29 protein-coding genes are annotated in these 21346 nt (G+C 46.1%); 12 read left to right on the plus strand and 17 right to left on the minus strand.

What is annotated here, in order from left to right; genetic code table 11:
* Positions 1-238: 238 nt before the first annotated feature.
* Together ACKRDP_RS00005 and ACKRDP_RS00010 are read left to right on the plus strand one after the other, a co-directional pair.
* On the plus strand, positions 239-1291 hold the full coding sequence (locus tag ACKRDP_RS00005; protein WP_409152667.1) for an ImmA/IrrE family metallo-endopeptidase: 1053 nt from the start codon (positions 239-241) through the stop codon (positions 1289-1291).
* Entirely contained in the window at positions 1284-1832 is a 549-nt protein-coding gene (locus ACKRDP_RS00010; protein ID WP_409152668.1) for a DUF4411 family protein, read from the plus strand. The genes ACKRDP_RS00005 and ACKRDP_RS00010 overlap by 8 nt, the downstream gene beginning before the upstream one ends.
* Before the next feature lie 5 nt (positions 1833-1837).
* Here the strand turns inward: ACKRDP_RS00010 and ACKRDP_RS00015 are convergent, their stop codons facing one another.
* The 11 genes from ACKRDP_RS00015 to ACKRDP_RS00065 are packed head-to-tail and all read right to left on the minus strand — an operon-like array spanning position 1838 to position 10040.
* Entirely contained in the window at positions 1838-3367 is a 1530-nt protein-coding gene (locus ACKRDP_RS00015; RefSeq protein WP_409152669.1) for a type I restriction-modification system subunit M, read from the minus strand.
* A 44-nt stretch (positions 3368-3411) separates the two neighbouring features.
* Positions 3412-3570, minus strand: coding sequence for a HepT-like ribonuclease domain-containing protein (locus ACKRDP_RS00020; protein ID WP_409152670.1), 159 nt, complete (start codon positions 3568-3570; stop codon positions 3412-3414).
* Position 3571: 1 nt separating this feature from the next.
* Complete coding sequence (locus ACKRDP_RS00025) at positions 3572-3757, minus strand: HepT-like ribonuclease domain-containing protein (protein WP_409152671.1); 186 nt, start codon at positions 3755-3757, stop codon at positions 3572-3574.
* Positions 3754-4053, minus strand: coding sequence for a nucleotidyltransferase family protein (locus tag ACKRDP_RS00030; RefSeq protein WP_409152672.1), 300 nt, complete (start codon positions 4051-4053; stop codon positions 3754-3756). The genes ACKRDP_RS00025 and ACKRDP_RS00030 overlap by 4 nt, the downstream gene beginning before the upstream one ends.
* Entirely contained in the window at positions 4053-4919 is an 867-nt protein-coding gene (locus tag ACKRDP_RS00035) for a F0F1 ATP synthase subunit gamma (protein WP_409152673.1), read from the minus strand. The genes ACKRDP_RS00030 and ACKRDP_RS00035 overlap by 1 nt, the downstream gene beginning before the upstream one ends.
* Positions 4920-4926: 7 nt before the next feature.
* Positions 4927-6135 (minus strand): tryptophan synthase subunit beta, encoded by a 1209-nt coding sequence (gene trpB, locus ACKRDP_RS00040; RefSeq protein WP_409152674.1) that lies wholly within the window; start codon positions 6133-6135, stop codon positions 4927-4929.
* Complete coding sequence (locus ACKRDP_RS00045; RefSeq protein ID WP_409152675.1) at positions 6132-6632, minus strand: DUF29 domain-containing protein; 501 nt, start codon at positions 6630-6632, stop codon at positions 6132-6134. Before ACKRDP_RS00045 ends, trpB begins: the two co-directional genes overlap by 4 nt.
* Positions 6633-6635: 3 nt before the next feature.
* Positions 6636-7940 carry an adenylosuccinate lyase gene (gene purB, locus ACKRDP_RS00050; protein ID WP_409152676.1) on the minus strand — a complete coding sequence of 435 codons (1305 nt, stop codon included), beginning with the start codon at positions 7938-7940 and terminating at the stop codon, positions 6636-6638.
* Positions 7933-8475 carry a hypothetical protein gene (locus ACKRDP_RS00055; RefSeq protein ID WP_409152677.1) on the minus strand — a complete coding sequence of 181 codons (543 nt, stop codon included), beginning with the start codon at positions 8473-8475 and terminating at the stop codon, positions 7933-7935. The genes purB and ACKRDP_RS00055 overlap by 8 nt, the downstream gene beginning before the upstream one ends.
* A gap of 3 nt (positions 8476-8478) precedes the next feature.
* Positions 8479-9120 (minus strand): deoxyribose-phosphate aldolase, encoded by a 642-nt coding sequence (deoC, locus tag ACKRDP_RS00060; protein WP_409152678.1) that lies wholly within the window; start codon positions 9118-9120, stop codon positions 8479-8481.
* Positions 9111-10040, minus strand: a complete 930-nt coding sequence (locus ACKRDP_RS00065; protein WP_409152679.1) for an NAD(P)/FAD-dependent oxidoreductase — start codon at positions 10038-10040, stop codon at positions 9111-9113. Before ACKRDP_RS00065 ends, deoC begins: the two co-directional genes overlap by 10 nt.
* A gap of 32 nt (positions 10041-10072) precedes the next feature.
* On the opposite strand from ACKRDP_RS00065, the gene recR reads away from it, so the two are divergent.
* Positions 10073-10687, plus strand: a complete 615-nt coding sequence (gene recR, locus ACKRDP_RS00070) for a recombination mediator RecR (protein WP_409152680.1) — start codon at positions 10073-10075, stop codon at positions 10685-10687.
* Here recR and ACKRDP_RS00075 read toward each other — a convergent pair.
* On the minus strand, positions 10603-11376 hold the full coding sequence (locus tag ACKRDP_RS00075; protein WP_409152681.1) for a ChaN family lipoprotein: 774 nt from the start codon (positions 11374-11376) through the stop codon (positions 10603-10605). The genes recR and ACKRDP_RS00075 overlap by 85 nt on opposite strands.
* A 70-nt stretch (positions 11377-11446) precedes the next feature.
* Here ACKRDP_RS00075 and ACKRDP_RS00080 point away from each other — a divergent pair, with 70 nt between their 5' ends.
* Genes ACKRDP_RS00080 through ACKRDP_RS00115 form a run of 8 tightly spaced genes read left to right on the plus strand, consistent with a single transcriptional unit; the run spans position 11447 to position 17284 of the window.
* Positions 11447-11686 (plus strand): hypothetical protein, encoded by a 240-nt coding sequence (locus ACKRDP_RS00080; RefSeq protein WP_409152682.1) that lies wholly within the window; start codon positions 11447-11449, stop codon positions 11684-11686.
* Positions 11683-12732: a histidinol-phosphate transaminase gene (gene hisC, locus ACKRDP_RS00085; protein WP_409152683.1), complete on the plus strand. Its 1050-nt coding sequence runs from the start codon at positions 11683-11685 to the stop codon at positions 12730-12732. Before ACKRDP_RS00080 ends, hisC begins: the two co-directional genes overlap by 4 nt.
* 52 nt (positions 12733-12784) lie before the next feature.
* On the plus strand, positions 12785-13372 hold the full coding sequence (locus tag ACKRDP_RS00090; RefSeq protein WP_409152684.1) for a DUF3501 family protein: 588 nt from the start codon (positions 12785-12787) through the stop codon (positions 13370-13372).
* Positions 13373-13382: 10 nt separating this feature from the next.
* The gene (gene corA / locus ACKRDP_RS00095; protein WP_409152685.1) at positions 13383-14324 is read left to right on the plus strand and encodes a magnesium/cobalt transporter CorA; all 942 of its coding nucleotides are present in this window, start codon (positions 13383-13385) and stop codon (positions 14322-14324) included.
* Positions 14321-14773, plus strand: coding sequence for a hypothetical protein (locus tag ACKRDP_RS00100; protein WP_409152686.1), 453 nt, complete (start codon positions 14321-14323; stop codon positions 14771-14773). Before corA ends, ACKRDP_RS00100 begins: the two co-directional genes overlap by 4 nt.
* Positions 14757-15614 carry an ROK family protein gene (locus ACKRDP_RS00105; protein ID WP_409152687.1) on the plus strand — a complete coding sequence of 286 codons (858 nt, stop codon included), beginning with the start codon at positions 14757-14759 and terminating at the stop codon, positions 15612-15614. The genes ACKRDP_RS00100 and ACKRDP_RS00105 overlap by 17 nt, the downstream gene beginning before the upstream one ends.
* Before the next feature lie 3 nt (positions 15615-15617).
* A complete protein-coding gene (locus ACKRDP_RS00110; protein ID WP_409152688.1) occupies positions 15618-17021 on the plus strand; it encodes a hypothetical protein in 1404 nt (467 codons plus the stop codon).
* Between the two features lie 2 nt (positions 17022-17023).
* Positions 17024-17284 carry an EscU/YscU/HrcU family type III secretion system export apparatus switch protein gene (locus ACKRDP_RS00115; RefSeq protein WP_409152689.1) on the plus strand — a complete coding sequence of 87 codons (261 nt, stop codon included), beginning with the start codon at positions 17024-17026 and terminating at the stop codon, positions 17282-17284.
* Here the strand turns inward: ACKRDP_RS00115 and ACKRDP_RS00120 are convergent.
* Genes ACKRDP_RS00120 through ACKRDP_RS00130 form a run of 3 tightly spaced genes read right to left on the minus strand, consistent with a single transcriptional unit; the run spans position 17276 to position 19531 of the window.
* Positions 17276-17740 carry a hypothetical protein gene (locus tag ACKRDP_RS00120; protein ID WP_409152690.1) on the minus strand — a complete coding sequence of 155 codons (465 nt, stop codon included), beginning with the start codon at positions 17738-17740 and terminating at the stop codon, positions 17276-17278. The two genes, ACKRDP_RS00115 and ACKRDP_RS00120, sit on opposite strands and share 9 nt — an antisense overlap.
* Positions 17737-19083, minus strand: a complete 1347-nt coding sequence (gene hslU / locus ACKRDP_RS00125) for an ATP-dependent protease ATPase subunit HslU (protein WP_409152691.1) — start codon at positions 19081-19083, stop codon at positions 17737-17739. Before hslU ends, ACKRDP_RS00120 begins: the two co-directional genes overlap by 4 nt.
* Entirely contained in the window at positions 19064-19531 is a 468-nt protein-coding gene (locus ACKRDP_RS00130; RefSeq protein WP_409152692.1) for a hypothetical protein, read from the minus strand. Before ACKRDP_RS00130 ends, hslU begins: the two co-directional genes overlap by 20 nt.
* A 21-nt stretch (positions 19532-19552) precedes the next feature.
* Between ACKRDP_RS00130 and tsaE the strand changes: the two genes are divergently transcribed.
* Positions 19553-19978, plus strand: a complete 426-nt coding sequence (tsaE, locus tag ACKRDP_RS00135) for a tRNA (adenosine(37)-N6)-threonylcarbamoyltransferase complex ATPase subunit type 1 TsaE (protein WP_409152693.1) — start codon at positions 19553-19555, stop codon at positions 19976-19978.
* On the opposite strand, the gene ACKRDP_RS00140 is transcribed toward tsaE, so the two are convergent.
* Positions 19947-20558, minus strand: a complete 612-nt coding sequence (locus tag ACKRDP_RS00140; RefSeq protein ID WP_409152694.1) for a histidine phosphatase family protein — start codon at positions 20556-20558, stop codon at positions 19947-19949. The two genes, tsaE and ACKRDP_RS00140, sit on opposite strands and share 32 nt — an antisense overlap.
* Positions 20551-21330, minus strand: coding sequence for a CsgG/HfaB family protein (locus tag ACKRDP_RS00145; RefSeq protein ID WP_409152695.1), 780 nt, complete (start codon positions 21328-21330; stop codon positions 20551-20553). Before ACKRDP_RS00145 ends, ACKRDP_RS00140 begins: the two co-directional genes overlap by 8 nt.
* Positions 21331-21346: the final 16 nt, after the last annotated feature.

The raw sequence follows: 21346 nt of genomic DNA on the forward strand, positions 1-21346 counted from the left end.
TTCCCCTTTCGCCTATCTGTATTTACCACATCTCCCAACCTCACCACCTGCCAATCCTCAGGCAAAGGTCCCAGCTCTGTCTCCTTAAAGTTTGTTTCTTCAAAAAACTCAAACCTCATAGCCCCTTGGAAGATATTATATTTTAGGCATGAGTGCCACCGTCAAGGTTCCTGCTACGCTTATAAACTGGAAAGTGGTAGAGTGGGCTATAAACAGGATAGGAGAAACTCCAGAAAAGGTGGCAAAAAGCATAGGAATAAAAACACCCAGATTTAAAAGCCTTCTTGAAGGTAAGGGTCATATAACATACAATCAGCTCCATAAGTTAGCACATGCATTGCATATACCCTATGGCTATCTTTTCCTTTCTGAAGTTCCAGAAGAAAAAAGCGAAATACCAGACTTAAGGAAAATAAAAGATAGCAAACCGCTTAGCTGGAAGTTTTTTGAGGTTTATTCTGACATAAAAATAAAACAGGAGTGGATAAAGGAAAAAAGATTATCGGAAGGATACACTCCTTTAAAATTTGTAGGAAAATACTCCATAGATACCCCTCATCAAGTCATAGCAAAAGATATAAAAGAAACATTAAATTTGAACCATTTAGACAACATAAATGAGCTTGTGGATAGGGTTGAAAGTATTGGCATTCTTGTTTTCAGAAATAGCGTGCTCATAAACAACACACATATAGAACTTGACCCGGAAGAATTCAGAGGCTTCAGCATAGTGGATGAAATAGCACCAGTCATATTTATAAACAGCAATGATACTCAAAAAGCACAGATATTTACCCTTTTCCACGAAATTGCTCACATATGGGTGGGTCAAAGCGGAGTATCTGACGCTGACCCAGAAAATCAGAATGCTGTAGAAAGGTTATGTAACATGGTAGCCATAGAGATACTCGCCCCCGAACTGGAGATAAAAAGCAGATGGAATGAAAATATCAGCCCTCTTGAGAATATACAGAATTTAAGCAAGATTTTTCCTGTAAGCAAAACCGCACTGCTTTATCGCCTTTTAAACCTCAGGATGATAGACAGGGAGGAATATGAACTTTTAAAGGCGGAAATGCTAAAAAAGACCTACGAATTAGAACTAAGGAACAAAGAACAAAAAGGTGGGGATTACTATAAACTTTTGCTGAGCAGAAACAGTAAAACCTTTATTTATGAAGTGATTGATAGTCTATTGAACCAAGAAATTACATATCTGTCTGCAATGAGGTTGCTGAACATAAAAAAGGATAAAATCCTCATAAAACTGATGGAGGAGCTTGGTGTCTGACATATTCAGGAGGGCTAAATTTTGTATGGACACCTCCTGTTTAATAGAGGCGAAGAATAGATATTATGCCTTTGATATAGTGCCTCAGTTTTGGGATGTGCTGTTAAAAGCCTGTAAGCAAGACATATTAAAAATGCCCATAGCTGTCTATGAGGAAATTATGGAAGGAAATCCAGATGATAGTCTTGTCAGATGGGCTAAAAGACATAAGGAGCTTTTGTTTGCAGAGCTTACTGAAAAAACTTTTGAAATAGTGAAAGAAATAATAAGCTTGGTGTATAGTAAATACGCACCTCATAGAGCTGAAGCCTTCCTAAAAACTAGAGATATTGATATAATAGCTTTTGCGAAAGAAAATAAGCTCGTGTTGGTTACCATGGAAAAACCGAAGGTATTAACTCATTCAGCTGGAGCTGATGGTAAATACGATGCAGAGGTAAAAATTCCCGATGTGTGCAGCATGCTGAACCCACCTGTTGAATGTATTGACACTTTTGAATTTTTAAGAAGACTTAAAAGAGAACATCGTATAAGCATGTAGAAGAATTACACAAGGCTCTTCAGCACCTCCCACAGAACCCTATCCGCTTCTCTTCTTTCCTCCTCCGCCTCTTCCAGCTCCACCACAGCCTCCTGAAGGTCCAGAACCTCCTCCTCGTTTCCCTTCACCACATACCTTGAGGGGCTAAGATTATAGTCGTTAAGTCTCACCTCCTCTATGCTCACAATCCTGCTTATGCCTTCCTCCTCCTTAAACGCTCTGTATATCTCGCACACCTTATCTATGGCAGACTGAGGAAGGTAGTTTTTGGGTCTTCCCTTCTCATAAAGGTCTGAGATGTTTATAAGAAGCACCTTCCCTTTTCTTTCGTCCCCTTTGGCTTTGTTTATGACTATTATCACGCCCGGGGCTGTGGTGTTGTAGAAGAGGTTTTCAGGAAGCAGAATCACAGCTTCAATGAGGTCTCTTTCCACAAAAGCCTTCCTTATTTCCTTTTCCCTGTTTTTGTCTGAGGAACCGCTCCCCCTTGAGACTGCCCCCGTGTCTATCACCACCGCAAGCTTTCCCCCCTCCTTAAGGCTTGCATGCATGTGCTGTATCCATCCCCAGTCTGCGGAGGCATAGGGTGGATATCCAAAGGGAAACCTCCTGTATGGGTCATTTTCATAAACCTCTTCTTCAAACTTCTGGTTCCACATGGGATTGGCAAGCACAAGGTCAAACTTCTTAAGAGAGCCGTCCGCCTCCAAAAAGGCTGGTTTTCTCATCGTATCTCCAATGGCTATATCCGCATGCATATCATGCAGGAATACGTTCATCTTAGCCATGGCATAGGTGGTATGGTTTATTTCCTGCCCGTAGAACTTAAGAGGTCTCTTGCTCCTGTCCTCTCCGTATTTCTCCTTAAAGACCAAGGCACACTTGATAAGAAGACCACCTGAACCACAGCAGGGGTCATAGACCTCCTGCCCTTCCTCTGGGTCAATGAGCTTAGCCATCATATAAGCCACTTCATAGGGTGTGTAGAACTCACCCGCAGACTGTCCTGAACCTTCTGCAAACTTCTTCAGAAGATACTCATAAGCCCTTCCTAAAATATCTGGCTCCACATCCTTAAGCCCAAGCCTGTGTTTGCTCAGGACTTCCACAAGAGCCTTCAGGCTTTCATCGCTTATGAGCCTTACGCCCATAGAGGTGGCGTTGAAATCTGTGGCATCTATAACACCCGCAAGCTTTGGGTTATACTTTGCCACATCCCTTACCGCCGTAGTAAGATACTCGCCCAAATTCCTTGTCTGCCTTCTTATATTTTCCCATCGGGCGCTGGGTGGTATGTAAAACCTCACAAGGGTGGGTCTTCCGTTTCTTTCTATATCCTCCAAAAGAACCCTTTCCGCCTCCTCCTTGCTTTTGTATATGTCCAGCACCTCCCCAAACTCATCCTCAAAGACATCGGAAAGCCTTTTAAGAAATATGAGGGGAAGTATGTATTCCTTATACTTTGGAGCATCTACAGGTCCCCTTATGCTACAGGCTGCCTCCCAGAGCCAGCTTTCAAGGGTCTTTATGTCCATAATAAAAATTTTAACACTTCAGAGTCCTTACTTTATACCTAACGCTACGCCTCATTAATCTCTTTGATAATCTTCTTTATTACTTCATACAGTTCAGGAACTCTTTCTTTTATTGTTTTCCATACAACTGCATAATCAACACCGAAATACTCATGAATCATTTTGTTCCTGATTCCAATAACACTTTTTCCATGGAATTTCACTTTATTTCTTTCTAATCTCTTTTGGAATATGCTTTGATGCTTCTCCGATAATTTCTAAACTTCTCACAAAAGCCCTTTTTAGTTCTTCACTTGAAATGAATTCATTATAATTCAAGCCCCTTGTTCTACTCATTAAATATTCACACTCATCCTTTATATCCATCAAATAATCCCTAATTTCTCTCATATATATACCACTTCTTTTAAAATCCTTCTGCCCATGTATGGTTTAAGTGCTGACTTCATTATGAGATCAACCCTTACCTTAAGTTTTTTTGAAAGAAAGCTTTCAATCTCAATGTAAGTAAACAAATCGGGTGTCTCTTCAAACTCTAAAAGTATATCAAGGTCGCTTCCTTTCTTCTGCTTTCTTCGCACATAATAACCAAAAATCCCTATCTCTTTGATTTTATATTTTTCCCTAAGATAAGGCTTGAGCTCAATGAGCTTGTTCTTTATTTCTTCAAGGGTTTTTATGTACATCACTTCATAGCTTCCACCGCATTCACTATATCTATAAGCTCGGAAGTGATAGCCTCCTGACGGGCTTTGTTGAATATTAGAGTCCATGTCTTTACAAGCTCATCCGCATTCCTTGTGGCATTGTCCATAGCCACCATACGGGCAAAGTGTTCTGAGGCGTTAGATTCTAACATAGCCCTGTAGAGCTGGTAGTTGAGATATAGGTCTATAAGCCTGTTTACAAAAAGCTCCCTATCCACCTCAAACTCGTAAACGCCGTAGTCACCCTCCCCTTCTATCCTTTCAAAGGGAAGGAAGTTTCTCACCACTGGTCTGTAGCTTACTCTGGTGACCATCTCACTGTTTATGAGATATACCGCATCTGTTTCCCTTTCTGTATACCTCTTTCTGAGAACTTCCCCTACCTCTTTGACCACATGAAAGTTTATCTCCTTTCTGAAAACCTCGTCGTAAGCCTTGAGCGTGTTATAGTTCCTCTTTCCAAAATACTGAACGCCCTTTCTCCCTATGAGGATGAGGTTGACCCTGACTCCCTTTTCCTGCTTGTCTTTTATTATGTCCTCCGCCCGTTTTATGAGGTTTGAGTTAAAAGCTCCCGCCAGCCCCCTGTCTGCGGTTATGAGCACAAGGTCGCATACCTTTTCCTCTCTTACCTCAAAGAGAGGGTGTGTTTGCGGGTCTACGTGAGATGCAAGGCTTTTGAGAACTTCGTAGAGCCTTTCCGAGTAAGGTCTTGAAGCGTATATGAGCTCCTGTGCCCGCCTTAGCTTTGCAGCGGACACAACCTTCATGGCATTGGTTATCCTGCGAGTGTTTTTGATACCCTGTATCTTCCTCCTTATGTCTCTGGGTGAAAGCTTTGGCATAGGGATATTATAGCATACCTTTCATGTAGCCCATTACATGCATCATATCCTTATCACCCCTGCCTGAGAGGTTAAAGAGCACTATACCTTCTCTGCCCAGCTCCCTTGCAAGCTCCACCACTCTAAGAACCGCATGGGCTGGCTCGAGGGCAGGGATTATTCCCTCAAGCCTTGAAAGGAGCTTGAAGCCCTCAAGAGCTTCCCTGTCTGTGGCGTAGACATACTGAGCCCTTCCGCTTCTGAAAAGCTGGGCATGCTCTGGTCCCACGCCGGGGTAATCAAGACCTGCAGAGATGGAATGGGTTGGCTGTATCTGACCCTCTTCGTCCTGAAGAAAGTAGGACTTCATGCCATGAAGCACTCCTACAGAGCCTCCGTTTATGGAGCTGGCGTGTTTTCCTGTATCAATTCCAAGCCCGCCGGCTTCTACGCCTATGAGCCTTACCTCCTCGTGCTCTACAAAAGGATAGAAAATGCCCATGGCGTTTGAGCCACCACCCACACAGGCAACTACCACATCGGGAAGTCTGCCCTCAATCTCAATCATCTGTGCCTTTGCCTCTTCACCTATGACCTTTTGAAAATCTCTCACCATCATGGGAAAGGGATGGGGACCCACCACAGAGCCTATTATGTAGTGGGTAGTTTCCACGTTGGTGACCCAGTCCCTGAGGGCTTCGTTTATGGCATCTTTGAGAGTTCTTGAACCGCTCTTTACCACACGCACCTCTGCCCCCAAAAGCTCCATTCTGAACACGTTGAGTTTCTGACGCTCTGCATCCTCTTCCCCCATGTATACGATGCACTCAAGCCCCAGAAGGGCACAGGCGGTGGCAGTTGCCACACCATGCTGACCGGCACCCGTCTCTGCTATTATCCTCCTCTTTCCCATCCTCTTTGCCAGAAGTGCCTGTCCGAGGGTGTTGTTTATCTTGTGGGCTCCTGTATGCAGAAGGTCCTCACGCTTTATGTATATCTTTGCACCTCCAGCATATTCGGTAAGCCTTCTTGCAAAGTAGAGGGGTGTAGGCCTGCCGGCAAAGTCTTTCAGATAGTGGTGCAGCTCCTCCCAGAAGGATGGGTCTTTTTTAACCTTTGCGTAAGCCTCTTGTAGCTCCTCCAGGGCATACATGAGGGTCTCTGGCACAAACCTCCCGCCAAACTCTCCAAAGTAGCCCTTTTCATCGGGCAGGGTGTAAACTTCATGTTTTGTCATAGTTTTGCCTCCTTCCTCAGGTCTCTTGTCATGACCTCTTCGTATGTGTAAGGGCATTCTTCGGGAATGTGGAAGTCCTCCGGGTTGAAGTCATTGTCTCTGAGCCATATCCTGAGTTCTGTTCTTGCATGCCTCCACGCTCTCTCAATTTCTTGCGGTAGCCTGTTTTTCAGACTGGGATAATCTTCAAGGATTGCTTTTGTTCTATCCCTTGCATTCTCCACGCTTTTTATCCATCCCTTTCCTGCAGTCTCTCCACCTGCCAGCTCTCTAAAATGGTCCCACTTATACATATGCTCCAGAATTCTTGCCAGCTGACTTATGCAGGTTTTTAAATCACTGCGTGCCATATCTTCTATCTCTTCCAGCAGGTTCTCCCAGTCAACAAGGTCGTAGAGCCTTTCCTTCAAAAGCTCATGGTTTATCTCAGCCCAGAGGGGGAAGTCCCTGTGGTAAAGCTCCTTTAATTCTTCTCTGGAGATTGACTTCTGACTCATAGCTTATAAATCTAAGCTCCTTTTGTATATATGGTCTATATGTTTCAGAAAGGCACGGGGCTCTATTGAGTCCCTTATTTCTTCCTGGCTGAGATAGGCTTTTACTTCATTATCCTCTATCAGAGCCCTTTCAAAGGCCATACCCTCTTCCCAGCTTCTCATGGCACATCTCTGAACCATTTGGTATGCTCTGTCCCTTGGCACGCCCTTTTCCATGAGCTTTACCAGCACCTTTGAAGAGGCATACAGGCCATGAGAGAGTTCCATGTTTTTGAGCATCCTTTCCTGATTGACCACAAGCCCCTGAAGCATTTCCAGAAATAGGTTCAGCATGTAGTCCAGGGCTATGGTGGAGTCAGGCAGTATGATTCTTTCGGTAGAGGAGTGGGATATGTCCCTTTCGTGCCAGAGAGGGATATTCTCGAGGGCTACCATAAGGTTTGCCCTTATTATTCGTGCGAGTCCGCACAGTCTCTCTGCGTGTATGGGGTTTTTCTTGTGTGGCATGGCAGATGAACCCCTCTGACCTTCTTCAAAGGGCTCCATAAGCTCAAGCACTTCCGTCCTCTGAAGGTGTCTTATCTCTGTGGCAAACCTCTCAAGGGCGCAGGCGGTAGAGGCAAGGGCATACATGACCTGAGCGTGTCTGTCTCTGGGCACTATCTGGGTAGAAACCGGCTCTACCTTAAGGCCAAGCTCCTCAAGGGCGAGCCTTTCCACCTCAGGGTCAAGGTTGGAGTAAGTGCCCACCGCACCGGAGAGCTTGCCATAGGATATGTTTTCAAGAGCCTGCAGGAGTCTTTCCCTGTTTCTCCTTAGCTCCTCATACCAGCTAAGAAACTTCAGCCCTAAAGTCATGGGCTCGGCGTGCACTCCGTGGGTTCTTCCCATCATGAGTGTGTCTCTGTGTTTTATGGCAAGCTCCTTGAGTTTTTCTATGACCGCTTCCAGACCTCTGATTATGAGTTCAAGAGCCTCTCTGAGCTGCAGTGCAAGGGCGGTATCCACTACGTCAGAAGAGGTAAGCCCCATATGGAAGTGGTGTGAGTGCTCCGGAATCTGCTCCCCTATAGCAGAAACGAAGGCAAGCACATCGTGCCTGTATTTTCTCTCATATTCTGCAATCCTCTGCAGGACCTTCTGGTCCACAAAGGTTTTCCTCTCAATCTCCTCGAGAGCCTCTGCAGGAATTCTTCCAAGTCTGTGCCATGCTCTGCATACTGCAATTTCTACCTTCAGCCAGAGCCTGAACTTGTTGAGCTCTGACCATATTTGTCCCATTTCCTTTCTTGTGTATCTTTCAATCATTTCCTTCCTCCGCTTTAAAGATAGCTATGGGTTTGAGGGGGTTAGTGGGAACTTTTGAGTAGAACCTGAACCACTCTAAGGGTGCTGCCTTCCATATTCTATACCAGTTTTCAACCCATCTTCTTGTGAACTCCCAGGGTGGTATCACAGGACAGTTTATGGCTATGGAGACTATCAGGTCTCCTTCTTCGTTCAGAGAGGGCACTATGGGAAAACTCCTGCAGTCTATAGGATGCCTTCCGTGTATTCCACACCACCCTTCCATGTTAAAGGGACAATCTTCCTCGGGGGCAAGAAAGCCTATGCTGAAGCCATTCACATTCATTTCTGGAAAGGGTCTCCCGTTGAGCAAGGTGAGAAGCTGGTTCTCTCCAGGCAGAAGTATGACAGCCTCTCTCAGTCTTTCACAGGGCTTTAATCTACCACCCTTCGCACACAGAAAACAGTTGATTTCTGCGCAGCCAAGCTCTATGGGCTCCTGTGAGTGTATTTCATGGATTACATCCATCAGTTTTTTATAAGAAACATCTTCCATATCTTACCCCTCCCTGAGAATTTCAAAGGTGCTACTGGTTCCTACTCTTTCAGCCCCAAGCTCCAGAAACCTTATGACCTGAGCTCTCCTCCTTATGCCACCCGATGCCTTTATTTTGAGCCTTCCTCCTGATGCTTCCCTCAGAAGCTTAATGTCTTCCTCTGTGGCACCTGAAGGCGCATAACCTGTTGAAGTCTTTACAAACTCCATACCCGCATCCGCTACGAGCTCCACAGCAAGTCTTTTCTCCTTCTCGCTCAGATAGGCAGTTTCAATTATAACCTTCCTTATGGTCCCCTCCGTATTTCTTGCTATAGCTCTTAGCTCCTCGCCTACATAGTGGTATAAACCACTTTTGAAGGCGGATATGTTCATAACTATATCCAGCTCGGTGGCACCCTCCTCGAGGGCCTTTACCGCCTGCAGTATTTTCTGCTCCTTTGTATCAAGCCCGAAGGGAAAAGACACCACACAGCAGACTTCAACCCTGCCCCCTGATAGCTCAACAGCCCTCCTTACCCAGAAGGGGTTTACACATACCGCATACACACCTGAATCCACGCACTGGCGAACCTGCTCCTCAAGCTCCATAAGGGTATGGTTGGGCCTGAGTATGGAGTGGTCTATAAAGCTGGCTATATCCATGAGTGGACACCGTAGGTGAGGTCGTGGTATATGGAAAGGAGGGCCTTTGCACCATCGCCGGCAGCGGTTATTATCTGTTTTGCAAACACGTTGGTGCAGTCTCCAGCTGCGTATATGCCAGGCTCAGAGGTCCTGTTGTTGCAGTCTATTATTATCTCATCCCTCTGTGTGGTAAGAACTCCCAGAGACTTTGCCAGCTCAGAGTTTGGCTTTAACCCCACTTCCACAAAGACTCCCTCCACATCAAGCTCGTATACCCTTTCCTTTTCTATATCCTCCACCAGAGCACCCCTCACATTTTTTCCATCTCCCTTTATTTCAAGCACTCTGTGTCTTAGAAGGGGGACTACTTTGGGGTCTGAAAGCACCTTCTCCCTGAGAATCTCATCTGCCTTGAAGTGGTCGCCTATCTCCATGAGGTATATTTTTCTTGCGTAGTTTGTAAGCTGGTCCGCAGCCTCAAAACCCGAGTTCCCCCCACCCACCACAAGCACCTCCACATCTCTAAAAAAAGGTGCATCGCATGTATAGCAGTAGGAAACACCCCTTCCCGTATATTCCCTCTCGCCAGGCACATCAAGTCTTCTGTGTTCTGCACCGGTGCAGAAAAGCACCATCTTTGTGGTGTATTCTTTTCCAGATAGGGTCCTGAGAAGGAAACCCTCCTCCAGTCTATCTATCTTTACCACCTCATCAAGAACCGGTTTAACTCCAAGCCTTTCCATCTGCTCTATCATTCTCTGCACGAACATGACCCCATCCACCATGGCATAGCCCAGATAGTTTTCTATCTCCCCGGCCTTTATTACCTGACCACCTATATCTCTGGTTATTAAAACAAAGTCCATCTTCTTTCTCTGAGCGTAAATGCTGGCAGATATGCCAGCTGGTCCTCCACCTACTATGAGGAGCTGATGCATATTGTATATTATAAAACCGCTATAATTTTCCCATGTCCTACGAGGAAAGCCTGCCAGAATCGCTCAGGTTGGCCCTTGAAAAGTTCACCCAAATACCCACCTATGGGGAGAGGTCAGCGGGAAGGTTCCTCTACAATTTTTTGAAGCTCCACCCGGAAAAAAGGCTTGAGCTGGTGAGTGTGCTTCAGGCAGCTGCTGAAAAACTGAGACCATGCAGGGAGTGCGGGTTATACACGGAAGAAGAGGTGTGCAGGATATGTTCAGACCCCAAAAGGAGCAAAAGGTTCATATGTGTGGTGGAGGAGCCTCAGGATGCCTTTGCCATAGAAAGGCTGGAGAGGTATTCGGGGGTTTATCACGTGCTGGGCGGAAGGATAGCACCCCTTGAAGGCATATCACCAAAGGACCTGAACATAGACACTCTTATGGAAAGAATAGAAAGACACAGGCCTAAGGAAGTGATAATTGCCACAAACCCGAACCTTGAAGGGGAGGCAACCGCCAACTATCTGGCCAGGCTCATAAAAAAACAGTTTCCCAACCTCAAGATAACCCGCATATCTCATGGTCTGCAGTTTGGTTCTCTTATAGAGTTCGCCGACGAGCTTTCTCTGGAAAAGTCCGTGGAAAACAGGAAATCCCTCTGAAATTCTTCTCTTTTGAGTATCTTCATGCGAACGCCGGGCCTGAGCACCTGGAGCCTTCTCGGTATACCGCTTTCATAGCTCTGAGCATGTTCTCTTCCCACTAGCACCACTATCCTGTGGTCAGGATACCTTTCCAGAAGCCTTGCTATTGCAAGCGCCATGCCGTTATCCCAGGCGTTCTGCACATCAAAAAATCTTCTCTCTTCCACCCTTGGATGCCCCGTCAGCACCTCTCTCAACCTCTGTATTTCTCTCTCAGTCTGCGGTATTAGAGGGAAGGGCAGGCTATCGTCCCTTAAGCTTTCAAGCCCTTCTCTTCTTACCCTCTGCAGCAGTTCTGAGGAGATGTTTATGGCTACAATTCTTATGCCCTTTTCCTTGGCAAACTTCCATATACTTCTGTAAAGGTCTGGGTCAAAGCCCCACCTTCTTCTGTAGTCTGTCCTTCTGAGCATTTCCTCTTCATCTATCTGGCATGACACATACTGGTCAAGGGCATCCTGAAAGGGTTGCTGGAACATTTCCATCGCTATTATCAACCTGTAATTTTTTGAACTTAAGAGCCTTATAATGTCAAGCTGGAAGATATGGTCTTCTCTGCTTGTGTGTTCTTCTGGGAGGAATATAACCTGGTATTTACCCGGGAAATTTTCCATGCTTTCTTCAGCTTTTGTGATTGAAATCAACATAATAAAAAACAAAAACAGAAGCATCATGCTATAATTTTAAATTAAGAAAACTTCAAAAAGGAGGAGTAAAATGGCAAGAAAACCCAGAAAAAAGGGTGGAGCGAGATACAAAAGGGTAGTTCTTTCTCTTCCAAAGAGACTGTATTATGTGCTCAACGGTATAGCCATGGGAGATGAGAGAAGGCTCAACAGGCTCATAAAGGGTATTCTTGAAGACAAGCTGATGGAGTCAACGGTGGCTGAGCTTGAGCTCTATCTTGGAAGGGCTGAAGAGGAAGAAGAGGAGGAGCAAGTCCAGGAACAACAATGATAAGTAAAAGGGTAAGGGACCTTGCCCCTTACAAGACAGAAACTACGGGGGCAAAGGTAAGGCTGTCCTCCAATGAACTCTCTCTCCAGCTCCCGGAGGAAGTAAAAAGGCGTATAGGGAAAGAGGTTTCCCGGATACCCTTTAACAGATACCCTGACCCGGAGGCAAAGGAGCTAAGAGAGGTTATAGCCCTTCGCTCTGGCGTCAGCCCGGAAAACATAGTTCTGGGCAACGGCTCTGATGAACTCATATACTACCTCTCTATAGCTGTAGGTGAGTTTGACAGGGGAGTCTTATATCCTGTTCCCACCTTTTCCATGTATGGCATATCCGCACGCATGCTGGGAAGGGAAAGGATTGAGTCTGGACTGGATGAAGATTTTGACATAGACCTTCCAGCAAGCCTTGAAATCATAAGGAAAAAAAAGCCTGCCCTCGCCTACTTTGCTTATCCCAACAACCCCACTGGAAATTGCTTTTCAGAAGAAAAGGTAAGAAAAATAAGGGGTGAGGGAGTTTTCACCGTGATTGACGAAGCCTATTATCATTACTCTAAGAAAACCTTCCTCAAAGAAGCTCTTGAAAGAGATGACACGGTGGTGCTCAGGACCCTTTCAAAAATAGGAATGGCTGGGCTGAGAGTTGGTATCTTGATAGGTAATCAGGAGGTGGTAAGAGAAATAAACAAAATAAGGCTTCCCTTTAACATAACATACCCTTCTCAGGTCATAGCAACCCTTATTCTAAGGGATTTCTACAACCTCATTGAAGAAGAGGTAAGAAGGGTTATATCCGAGAGGGAAAGGGTCTATGGGGAGATGCTCGGGATGAAGGGTATAAGAGTTTATCCTTCAGAGGCAAACTTCATATTCTTTAAAAGCCTTTCCATGTCTGGGGACGAGCTTCACAGAAGGCTAATAGAAGAGGGTGTGCTTGTGAGGAATTTCTCTTACATGGTTCCTGACTGTCTGAGGGTGAGCATAGGAAAGCCAGAGGAAAACGACGCCTTTCTTGAGGCACTCCATAAAGTTCTCAAAAGCTCTTGACAAATGATAATGATTTGCATATAATAAAAGAAAACAAGCAAGGAGGTAAGCCATGAAAAAGATAACCAGAGAGGAAATCCTCAACATCTACGAATATGAGAAGGTCCGTCCACAGAAGGTTCAGGAAGTAATACAGCTCAAAAAGAACAGGAGAGTGTTTATAGAGCCGTGGGTTCATCTTGTTTTTGAGAACAGGGAAACTGTCTGGTTTCAGATTCAGGAGATGATTAGAGCTGAGAGGATGGTAAGGGAGGAGGAAATCCAGCAGGAGATAGATGTCTACAACGAGCTGATACCTGATAAAAATGAGCTTTCTGTAACCATGTTTATAGAAATACCCGAGGCAAGCGAGAGGAAAAGGCTCCTTCCCCAGCTCGTGGGTATACACGACCACCTATACTTCCACATAGGGAATAGGCACACTGTTAGGGCTGTAGCGGATGAGAGAAGTAAGGAAGACTATGAATACGGAAAGGCAGCGGTGGTGCATTTTCTGAAGGTGAGGCTCACCGATGAGCAGGTGGAGGACTTTAAGAAGGAACAGGTCAGGGTTGAAATAAACCACCCCAATTACAGGGCAATGACCCTCATACCGGAGGAGGTAAAGCAGGAGCTCATAAAGGACCTGACTTCTGATTAAAATATCTTTGATGATTCATGTTTATGCAAGCTCCGGGGGTGTTTTTAAAAAACTTGGTATTGACCAGTTTGGGGACATAAAGAAGGAGGCAGTGGTCTGGCTTGATGTGGAAAAACCAAGTGATGCGGAGATAGACTGGCTCAGAAGCGCCATAGGTTTCCAGATGCCCCCCAGGGAGGTCTTCGGAGACATTGAGATAAGCAGCAAATACAAGGAGGAGGGAGAAGCCATATACATGAACCTTTCTTTCGTAATACAGCAGAAGGAAGACATAAGCGTTGAGCCTGTTCTCTTTTTCATAAGGGGGAGATACATGGTGAGTATAAGATACAGAGATATACCCAGCATGCTCATATTCGTAAAGAGGATGGAACATAGCCCAATAAACTTTCAGTTCCCAGAAGCCATATTCTCACAGATAGTCAACATTGAGGTGGACCGGCTTGGAGACAGGCTTGAGATACTGGGCAGAAGGATAAGAAACCTCAGAAAAGAGGTCTTTGTGGAGCAGTCTGAGGAGATAATAAGGGAAATATCCTACTATGATGAGCTCAACATAACCATAAGAGAGACCATAAATGAAAAGTTGAGAATCCTTAGCCACTTTGTTAAAAGCCCAAAGATAAACGCCCAGACAAAGAGGGACATAAAGATTGCCCTTGATGACCTCCATACGCTCCTTGACTACACAAGCTTTTACATGGACAAGCTGGACAGCATACAGAATTCCCTTCTCGGTCTCATATCCATCAAGCAGAACGAGGCGGTAAAGGTCTTTACAGTGCTCGCCACCATATTCCTCCCCGCCACCCTCATAGCCAGCATCTTTGGTATGAACTTTGAACACATGCCGGAGCTTCACTGGAAGTATGGCTATCCCTATTCTCTGCTTCTCATGGTGGCAATAACCCTGTCTCTCATATACTGGGTAAGGAAAAAGGGGTGGCTATGAGGCTAAGCCAGAACAAAGAGGACCTTATCATAGGCTTTTTCATAGTTTTTGCTGTATCCTATCCTCTGATTACCGCACTTCTCATATTCTTTCAGGATGTAAGGGAGAAAAGGCATGAGATGGAGGAGGTAAGGGCTTTTTACAGCTTTTTGCTGGGGCTTGAAGAATGCAGAAAAGAGAGAGCTCAGGAGCTTTCTGAGTTGATGTCAGAAAACCTTTTGCAGAGTATAGGAGGTGCGGAGGGACTTTTGAGGACCTGCGAGTCCTACAGGAGAGCATATCCGGGTGCAAGGGCTGAGGAAAAGGTTGTGGGTGATGGACAGCTACTTGTAAACCTTATAAAGAAGGAGAAAGGAATGACCCAGAGGCTTATCTCCGTTAGAGTTTACTACAAGAGAGGGGACGAGGACATAAAAATAGAAAGGCTTGAGTATGAAAAAGGGAGTTGACATAGGAGGTAGCTTCGTAAAGGTCTACTGGGAGGATGGGAGAAGGGAAAAACACTACATAAAGGACCTTTCAAAGAATAGAGAGCTTTTCCTGAAAAGGATAAAAGAGATAGTCCTTGAGGGGAATCCTTCTTCCGTGGGGGTTGCGGTGGCAGGCTTTACCTCGCTGGAGGGCAAAGTTTATAAATCTCCCAACATACCGGCCCTTGACGGTGTAAACCTTAGGGAGCTTCTGGAAGGGATAAGGGTAAGAATAGTAAACGATGTCTCTGCTGGAGCCTTCGGGGAGTGGTTTTACGACCACAGAGAGAGCAAAGTCCTTCTTTTTGTTGCTGTTGGCACTGGGCTGGGAGGAGGTCTGGTGGTAGAAGGAAGACCCTTTCTGGGTGCATGCGGAAGCTCTCTTGAGCTTGGTCACCATACTATCCTTTACGGGGGTGAGATGTGTAGCTGTGGGAGGCATGGATGCTGGGAAGCCTACTGTTCCTCTTACGGGCTGGAGAGGCTCTACAGGAGCCTTTCAGGCTCTGATTTAAGGGATTATGAAATAATCCAGAGGGCAAGAGAAGCGGAAAAAGCTGCATTAAAGGCTGTGAACAGTTTCAGAGAGTTCCTGCTTACAGGTCTCATGAACGCCGTTCATATACTCAACCCGGACAGGGTTGTGCTGGGTGGGGGGCTGATTGATGCCATGAGAGACCTGCTTGGTGACCTTGAGATGGACCTGAAGGCTCTATGCGAAAGACTGCCAGCAGAGTGTTTCAGCCTTCATCTTTCCTCCTGTGCAGAATATTGCATGGCAAGGGGTGCTTTAGCCCTCTCTCTTGTTGACGATATTTAACTTATGGAAATAAGAAGAATTGAGGGCATTCTTCTCCAGCATGCCATTGAACAGTCAAAGGCATCTCAGGCTCAGAAAAGGGGAGAAGAGTTCAGGATAAGAGTGCTATCTACCGTGCCAGATGTCCTTCTTGAGCTGGCCTCCTCTGGAGGAGGTGCTGTGAAGGCAGAAGTGGCATCTTCTGAGGGAAATCTGGTAACTCTTTCTTTGAAAGAAGGCTTTGAACTCAAGGCAGAGAACAGGTCTTCTCTTGGGCTGATGCCTGGTGATATCCTTGAGCTCACGCTGGAGGGTGAAAACCCGCTCACTTTCAGAATAACAGGCCTCTACAGAAAAGGACATGGGGAGGTTCCTCTCCATGTGGTGCTCTATGGGGAAGAGAGGTTCTATACCTCCATAAGCCCAGAAAGACTCAGGGAAGATATGGAGAATTCCGGTCTTCTATACGAGAGAAAGCTCATTGAGCTGCTTCTTGGAAAGTTAAAGCCGGAGGACCTTATGAAGGATAAAAAAGCACATCTCATCCAGCCTCTGCTGTCATACGCACGGGAACTTTCACAGATACTGGGGATTGAATATGGACAGGATACGGAGGGCATAAAAAAGCTCCTTGAAACCCTCAGACTAAGAGTTGAGGAATTTAAGAGGGTTTCTTCTCTGATGAAGACCCTGCTCTTTGAAAACCTTGACCATCAGGAATATATGAGCCTTGTGAAAAGGCTTGAGTCTATAGGGGAGAAGACTCTTCTAAAAGCTATGGAGACAAGGGATGTTCCAGTATTGTTGAAGAACCTCTGGAGTCTGACGGAAAGAGGAATACTGACAGAGTTCAGAGATGCCTTTGAAAAGCTAGGGGAGTCTCACGAGCCGGCCGTCAGGGACTTTTTCAGGCATGTGGTGCTATCTTCGGAGAAGGAAATGAGAGAAGCATACCGTGCCTTTCTTGAATACATGGAGAGAGGTGAAAATCTTCTGGAGTTTTACAACAGCAAAGGTCAGCACATGGAAAGCCTTCTAAGCAGGCTGGAGTTCATAAACAACCTGCAGTGGCTTATGACAAAACACGGAGAAGCCTTCTATCTGCCTGTGTATTACGAGGGGGGCAGGGGTGGTCTTATGTTCAGGAGTGGGCGGGAGTATTCAGTGGTCTTCAGGTTTGAGTATGGAGAGGGTTTCCTTGCAGGTCTTTTGAGGATGCCAAGGTCTGGAGGGCTTCTGGATGTTCTCCTGTTTACAGACATGGAAAACCTTGCAGAGAAAATAAGGTCTGGAAAGCATATTCTTGACAGCATGCTTTCAGAAGAAAAGATAAAGCTAAGGAGCTTCTCTGTGAGTGTGTCTACAAGAGAAAATGTTGCTGAGGCAGTAAGGTCTGCCTACGGTGAGGGCTTTCTTCTGCTTGCATAGCCATGGAGGAAAGAAAGAAGGCTGTAGCGGTCAGGTATGAGCAGGGAAAGGATAAAGTTCCAGTGGTTGTGGCAAAGGGAACTGGTGAGCTCGCAGAAAAGATAATAGAGACTGCAAGAAAACATGGCGTTCCAGTCCTTGAAGACAGGGCTCTTATCTCTGCTCTGATGAAGGTGGAGGTATACGAAGAAATACCTCCTGAGCTCTACAGGGCTGTGGCGAAGGTGCTTGTGTTCTTAAAAACTGTAAGAAGTTCAGGCTAAGTTTGTGTATGCCCTGCGGGCAAGCATTATCTGATACTTTAGAAGGCTTGAAAGGCTCTGAATATCCTCTACAGTGTTAACCAGAGTGTAGTAATCGCCCTTTTTGTGTGCTTCTTCCAGAGAGCTAAGAATTAACCTTATTTTCTGCATAGGACCTTCTTCCCTTCCTCTCGGACTATGAAGGAATATGGGACAGGATTCCTCAATGGCGGGGAGAATAAAGCCCATCCAGGAGAGGGCTTCAAGTATAAGGTTCATGACGTAATCCTCCCTGAGCTCTTCTGGAGAACTCAGAAGCTCCTCTATAAGGTCAAGGAGCTCAACGTTGTAATAGAGGACATCAAAGGCAGCGTTTGTGCTGAGCCTTGCTCTGCTATAGCCAGAAAGCAGAAGGAGGTTTACCAGCTTTTCCTGAAGGGAGAGAAGCTCCTCAACTCTTTCCAGTATATCTCTCATAGTATGTATTTAGAAAGCTCTTCGTCCTTTACTATGCCTTCCAGCTTTGCCCTTACAAACCTTGCATCTATGATTATCCTCTGTCCTGAAAGCTCAGGTGCGTTATAGGATATATCTTCAAGCAGCTTTTCCATGACGGTATGAAGTCTCCTTGCACCAATGTTCTCTGTGCGGTTGTTGGCATCCTCCGCAATGCGTGCTATTTCCTCAAGGGCATCCTCCGTAAATTCCAGTTCCACACCTTCTGTCTTGAGGAGTTCAGTATACTGCACCGTGAGGGCGTTCTTGGGCTCTCTGAGTATCCTTACAAAGTCCTCCCTTGTAAGGGGGTTCAGTTCAACCCTTATGGGAAATCTTCCCTGAAGCTCTGGCATCAGGTCTGAGGGCTTTGACATGTGAAAGGCACCGGCTGCGATAAAGAGTATGTGGTCAGTTTTTACCGGTCCATACTTGGTTTTTACAACTGTTCCCTCCACTATGGGGAGAAGGTCTCTCTGAACTCCTTCCCTTGATACACCGGGACCAGCTCCTGGGGTCTTTACCGCAATTTTATCTATCTCGTCTATGAAGATAATTCCAAAGTTCTCTGCCCTGTTTATAGCCTCTCTTGCCACCTCTTCCTGGTCTATAAGCTTTTCTGCCTCCTCCGATTCAAAGACCTGAAGGGCTTCTTTCACTCTGAGCTTTCTCCTCTTCCTGCCACCTCCAAGACCACCCAGCATGTTTCTCAGCTGTTCTTCAAGTTCTTCAAGCCCCGGTGGACCTGCTATGCCTATCACTGGCATAAGCTTTTCCTGGACTTCCACTTCTATAACCTTATCCTCCAGTTCGCCCCTTCTGAGCTTTTCCCTTATTTCCTCTCTTTTACCAGCATCCTGTGAGCTTCTTACTCCAAAGCTGAGCTGCTGAGGGACAAGATGGTCAAGAAGTCTCTCTTCTGCAAGCCTCTTTGCCCTTTCCCTGACCTCCTGCATCTTTTCCTGCTTTACCATCTGGTAGGAGACCTCAACCAGCTCCCTTACCATTGATTCCACATCCCTTCCCACATAGCCTATTTCTGTATACTTGGTTGCCTCCACTTTGACAAAGGGTGCCTTTATGAGCTGAGCTATCCTGCGTGCAATCTCCGTCTTTCCCACACCTGTGGGACCAATCATGAGGAGGTTTTTGGGGGCCACTTCGTCTCTTATGTTTTCTGGCAGCCTCTGCCTTCTCCATCTGTTTCTGAGAGCTATGGCAACTGCTTTTTTGGCCTTTTCCTGCCCCACTATATACCTGTCCAGCTCCTCCACTATCCTTCTTGGTGTGAGCTCTTCAAGAAGGTCAGAAAGGTATCTCGTCATCGTCTGCCTTCTCCCATTCTAAGGTTTCCACCTCAAGGTTCTTCACAAGCTCATCCAAATATCTGTCAAGGTCTTCTGGGAAGGCTTCTGCCCTGAAGCTGAGAGGGAAAACCCTCTCAAGAACCTCAATAGGTGGATTGCCAACTCCAAGTGCTGGCTCAATGACTTTGGGCATGCGTTTTGAAGCCTCAAGGCATGCCATCTTGTATGCCTCAGAAAGTGCCGTTTCTATGTCTGAAAACCTTGCCACCTCGTCCCCATACTCATACAGAACTATGTCGTAGGCATTTTCTCTGAAGGTTTCCCAGTCAAGCACCTCCACCAAATATTCTCTTCCCTCCCACTCTCTTACCCTTATGCAACTCCTGTCCCTCAGCTTAAAGGAGACTATGTATGCGTCAATCAGGTATCTGTCTGCATAAACATCAGGGAAAAAGTAAAATTCCATAGTCTTTATAATATAGCATTGGTGCGTATATTTTCCAGCTGCGAAGAGGAAACCATAAGGATAGGAGAGGCTATAGGTAAACTCCTGAAAGGCTCTGAAGTGATTTGTCTTGTCGGTCAGCTTGGTGCAGGCAAAACTACGCTGGTGAAGGGCATAGCACAGGGTATGGGGATGCTTGAAGGCTATCAGATAAGAAGCCCCACCTTTACTCTCGTGAACGAATATCCTACACAAAAGGGTCCGCTCCTTCACGCAGACCTTTACAGAGTAAGGGACCTTGACCTTGAGGAGTTTGTGGGCAAGGGCGTTCTTGTGGTTGAGTGGGGGGAGGGTCTGTATATGTGCAATTGCACCATAAAAATAGAAATCCTAGAAGTTGGGAGAATCTTTGACTTCTCTGGCTGCGAAGAGCTTTTTAAAGCCCTCTCGTATGGCAAAGTCTGTTGAGCTGTTTCAGCTCAAACCTCCCGGAGTTATACTTCAAGTGTGTTATTCCTGTGTTGTCCATGTGAATGTTCCACAGGTTCTCAAGCCCAAGCCCGAGAGCAAGGCATACGAGGGCGTGAAGAGTCCCCCCGTGTGCCACCACAAGCAGGTTTTCATGGTTTCCGTTAATGATATCTCTCAAAAAGCTTTCAACCCTCTCTCTGAAGTTCTCCATACCCTCCTGAGTGGGGAGGGGGTTTTTGAGGGGGTTTGAAAGCCAGGCTCTGAAGAGTTCTCCCTCTTCTTCCATAAGCTTCCAGAAATGATTTCCCTCGTATTCTCCAAAGGACATCTCCCTTATACGCTGGTCCACAACCACATCAAGCCCAAGAACATCTGCAATGGTGAGTGCTGTCTTATAAGCCCTTCTCTGAGGGGAGGAGTATATGATTTCTATGTTTTTGTGGAGAAAATCCTGAGCAACCAGCCTTGCCTGAACAAAACCAAGGGGAGTCAGGTCACTGTCCAGCCTCCCCTGGAATATACCCTTCTCGTTGTATTCGCTCTGGGCGTGACGCAGAAGGTAGAGGTTTTTACTCACCTGCTTCTCTTTTCTCCTCCTTCTTTGGTGGTGCAGGCCTTTCAACTATTTTATTGCCGGCTAACTTCTCTGCTATGGAGTTTGCAACCTGAACCACCACATCTCTGGCAACCATGTCAAGGGACATGTTCTTGCTCACACTCCATCCCCCACCAGCTGCACCTGCACCACCCCATCCTGCACCAAAAAGCCCCCAAGAAGACTTTTCTGAGTTTGCATCAAAGGAGTTAGAAAAGGCTATTTCAAGGGTCTGTGGGTTCATCACGTTAATTTCTACGCCAAGCCTTGCCTTGTCCTTTCTTACGTTTATGGCTCCCAATACTGGAATGAGACCACCTCCGAGCGCGCCTCCGCTTCTCTCAAGCTCAAGAGCTGTTATGGAACCGGATACCACGTAGTCAACCTTTGGAGGCTGAACCTGCTGTCCAGTGGCAGCAAGTAGTCTCTTCATCTTTTCATACTGTTCAAGGTCCACTATTCTGAAGCAATTGGTCGCTTTGAGGGCATTTGTGAGCATGGCAGTCATACCTGTGCCAAAGCCCCTTACGCCGCCGGTTCCAGAGAGCACTTCATAGATGTATGCAATGTGGGGTGCTCCGGGGTTTGGCTGCTGACAGGCATTTGCCTTACAGTCAAGCTCCATCACCATTATGGAATAGGTGGGTTCTGAACATCTTACCACGGGTATCTGCCTTTCGGTGGTTTTTGTGTCGCCACTCTGGGCGTATCCAAGGGAAAGGCCAAACAATATAGGAATAACCAGCTTTCTCATATCACCGACCCTCCTG

It is taken from the genome of Pampinifervens navoyensis, from assembly GCF_046159715.1.
In the GTDB taxonomy this organism is placed as follows: Bacteria; Aquificota; Aquificia; order Aquificales; family Aquificaceae; genus Pampinifervens.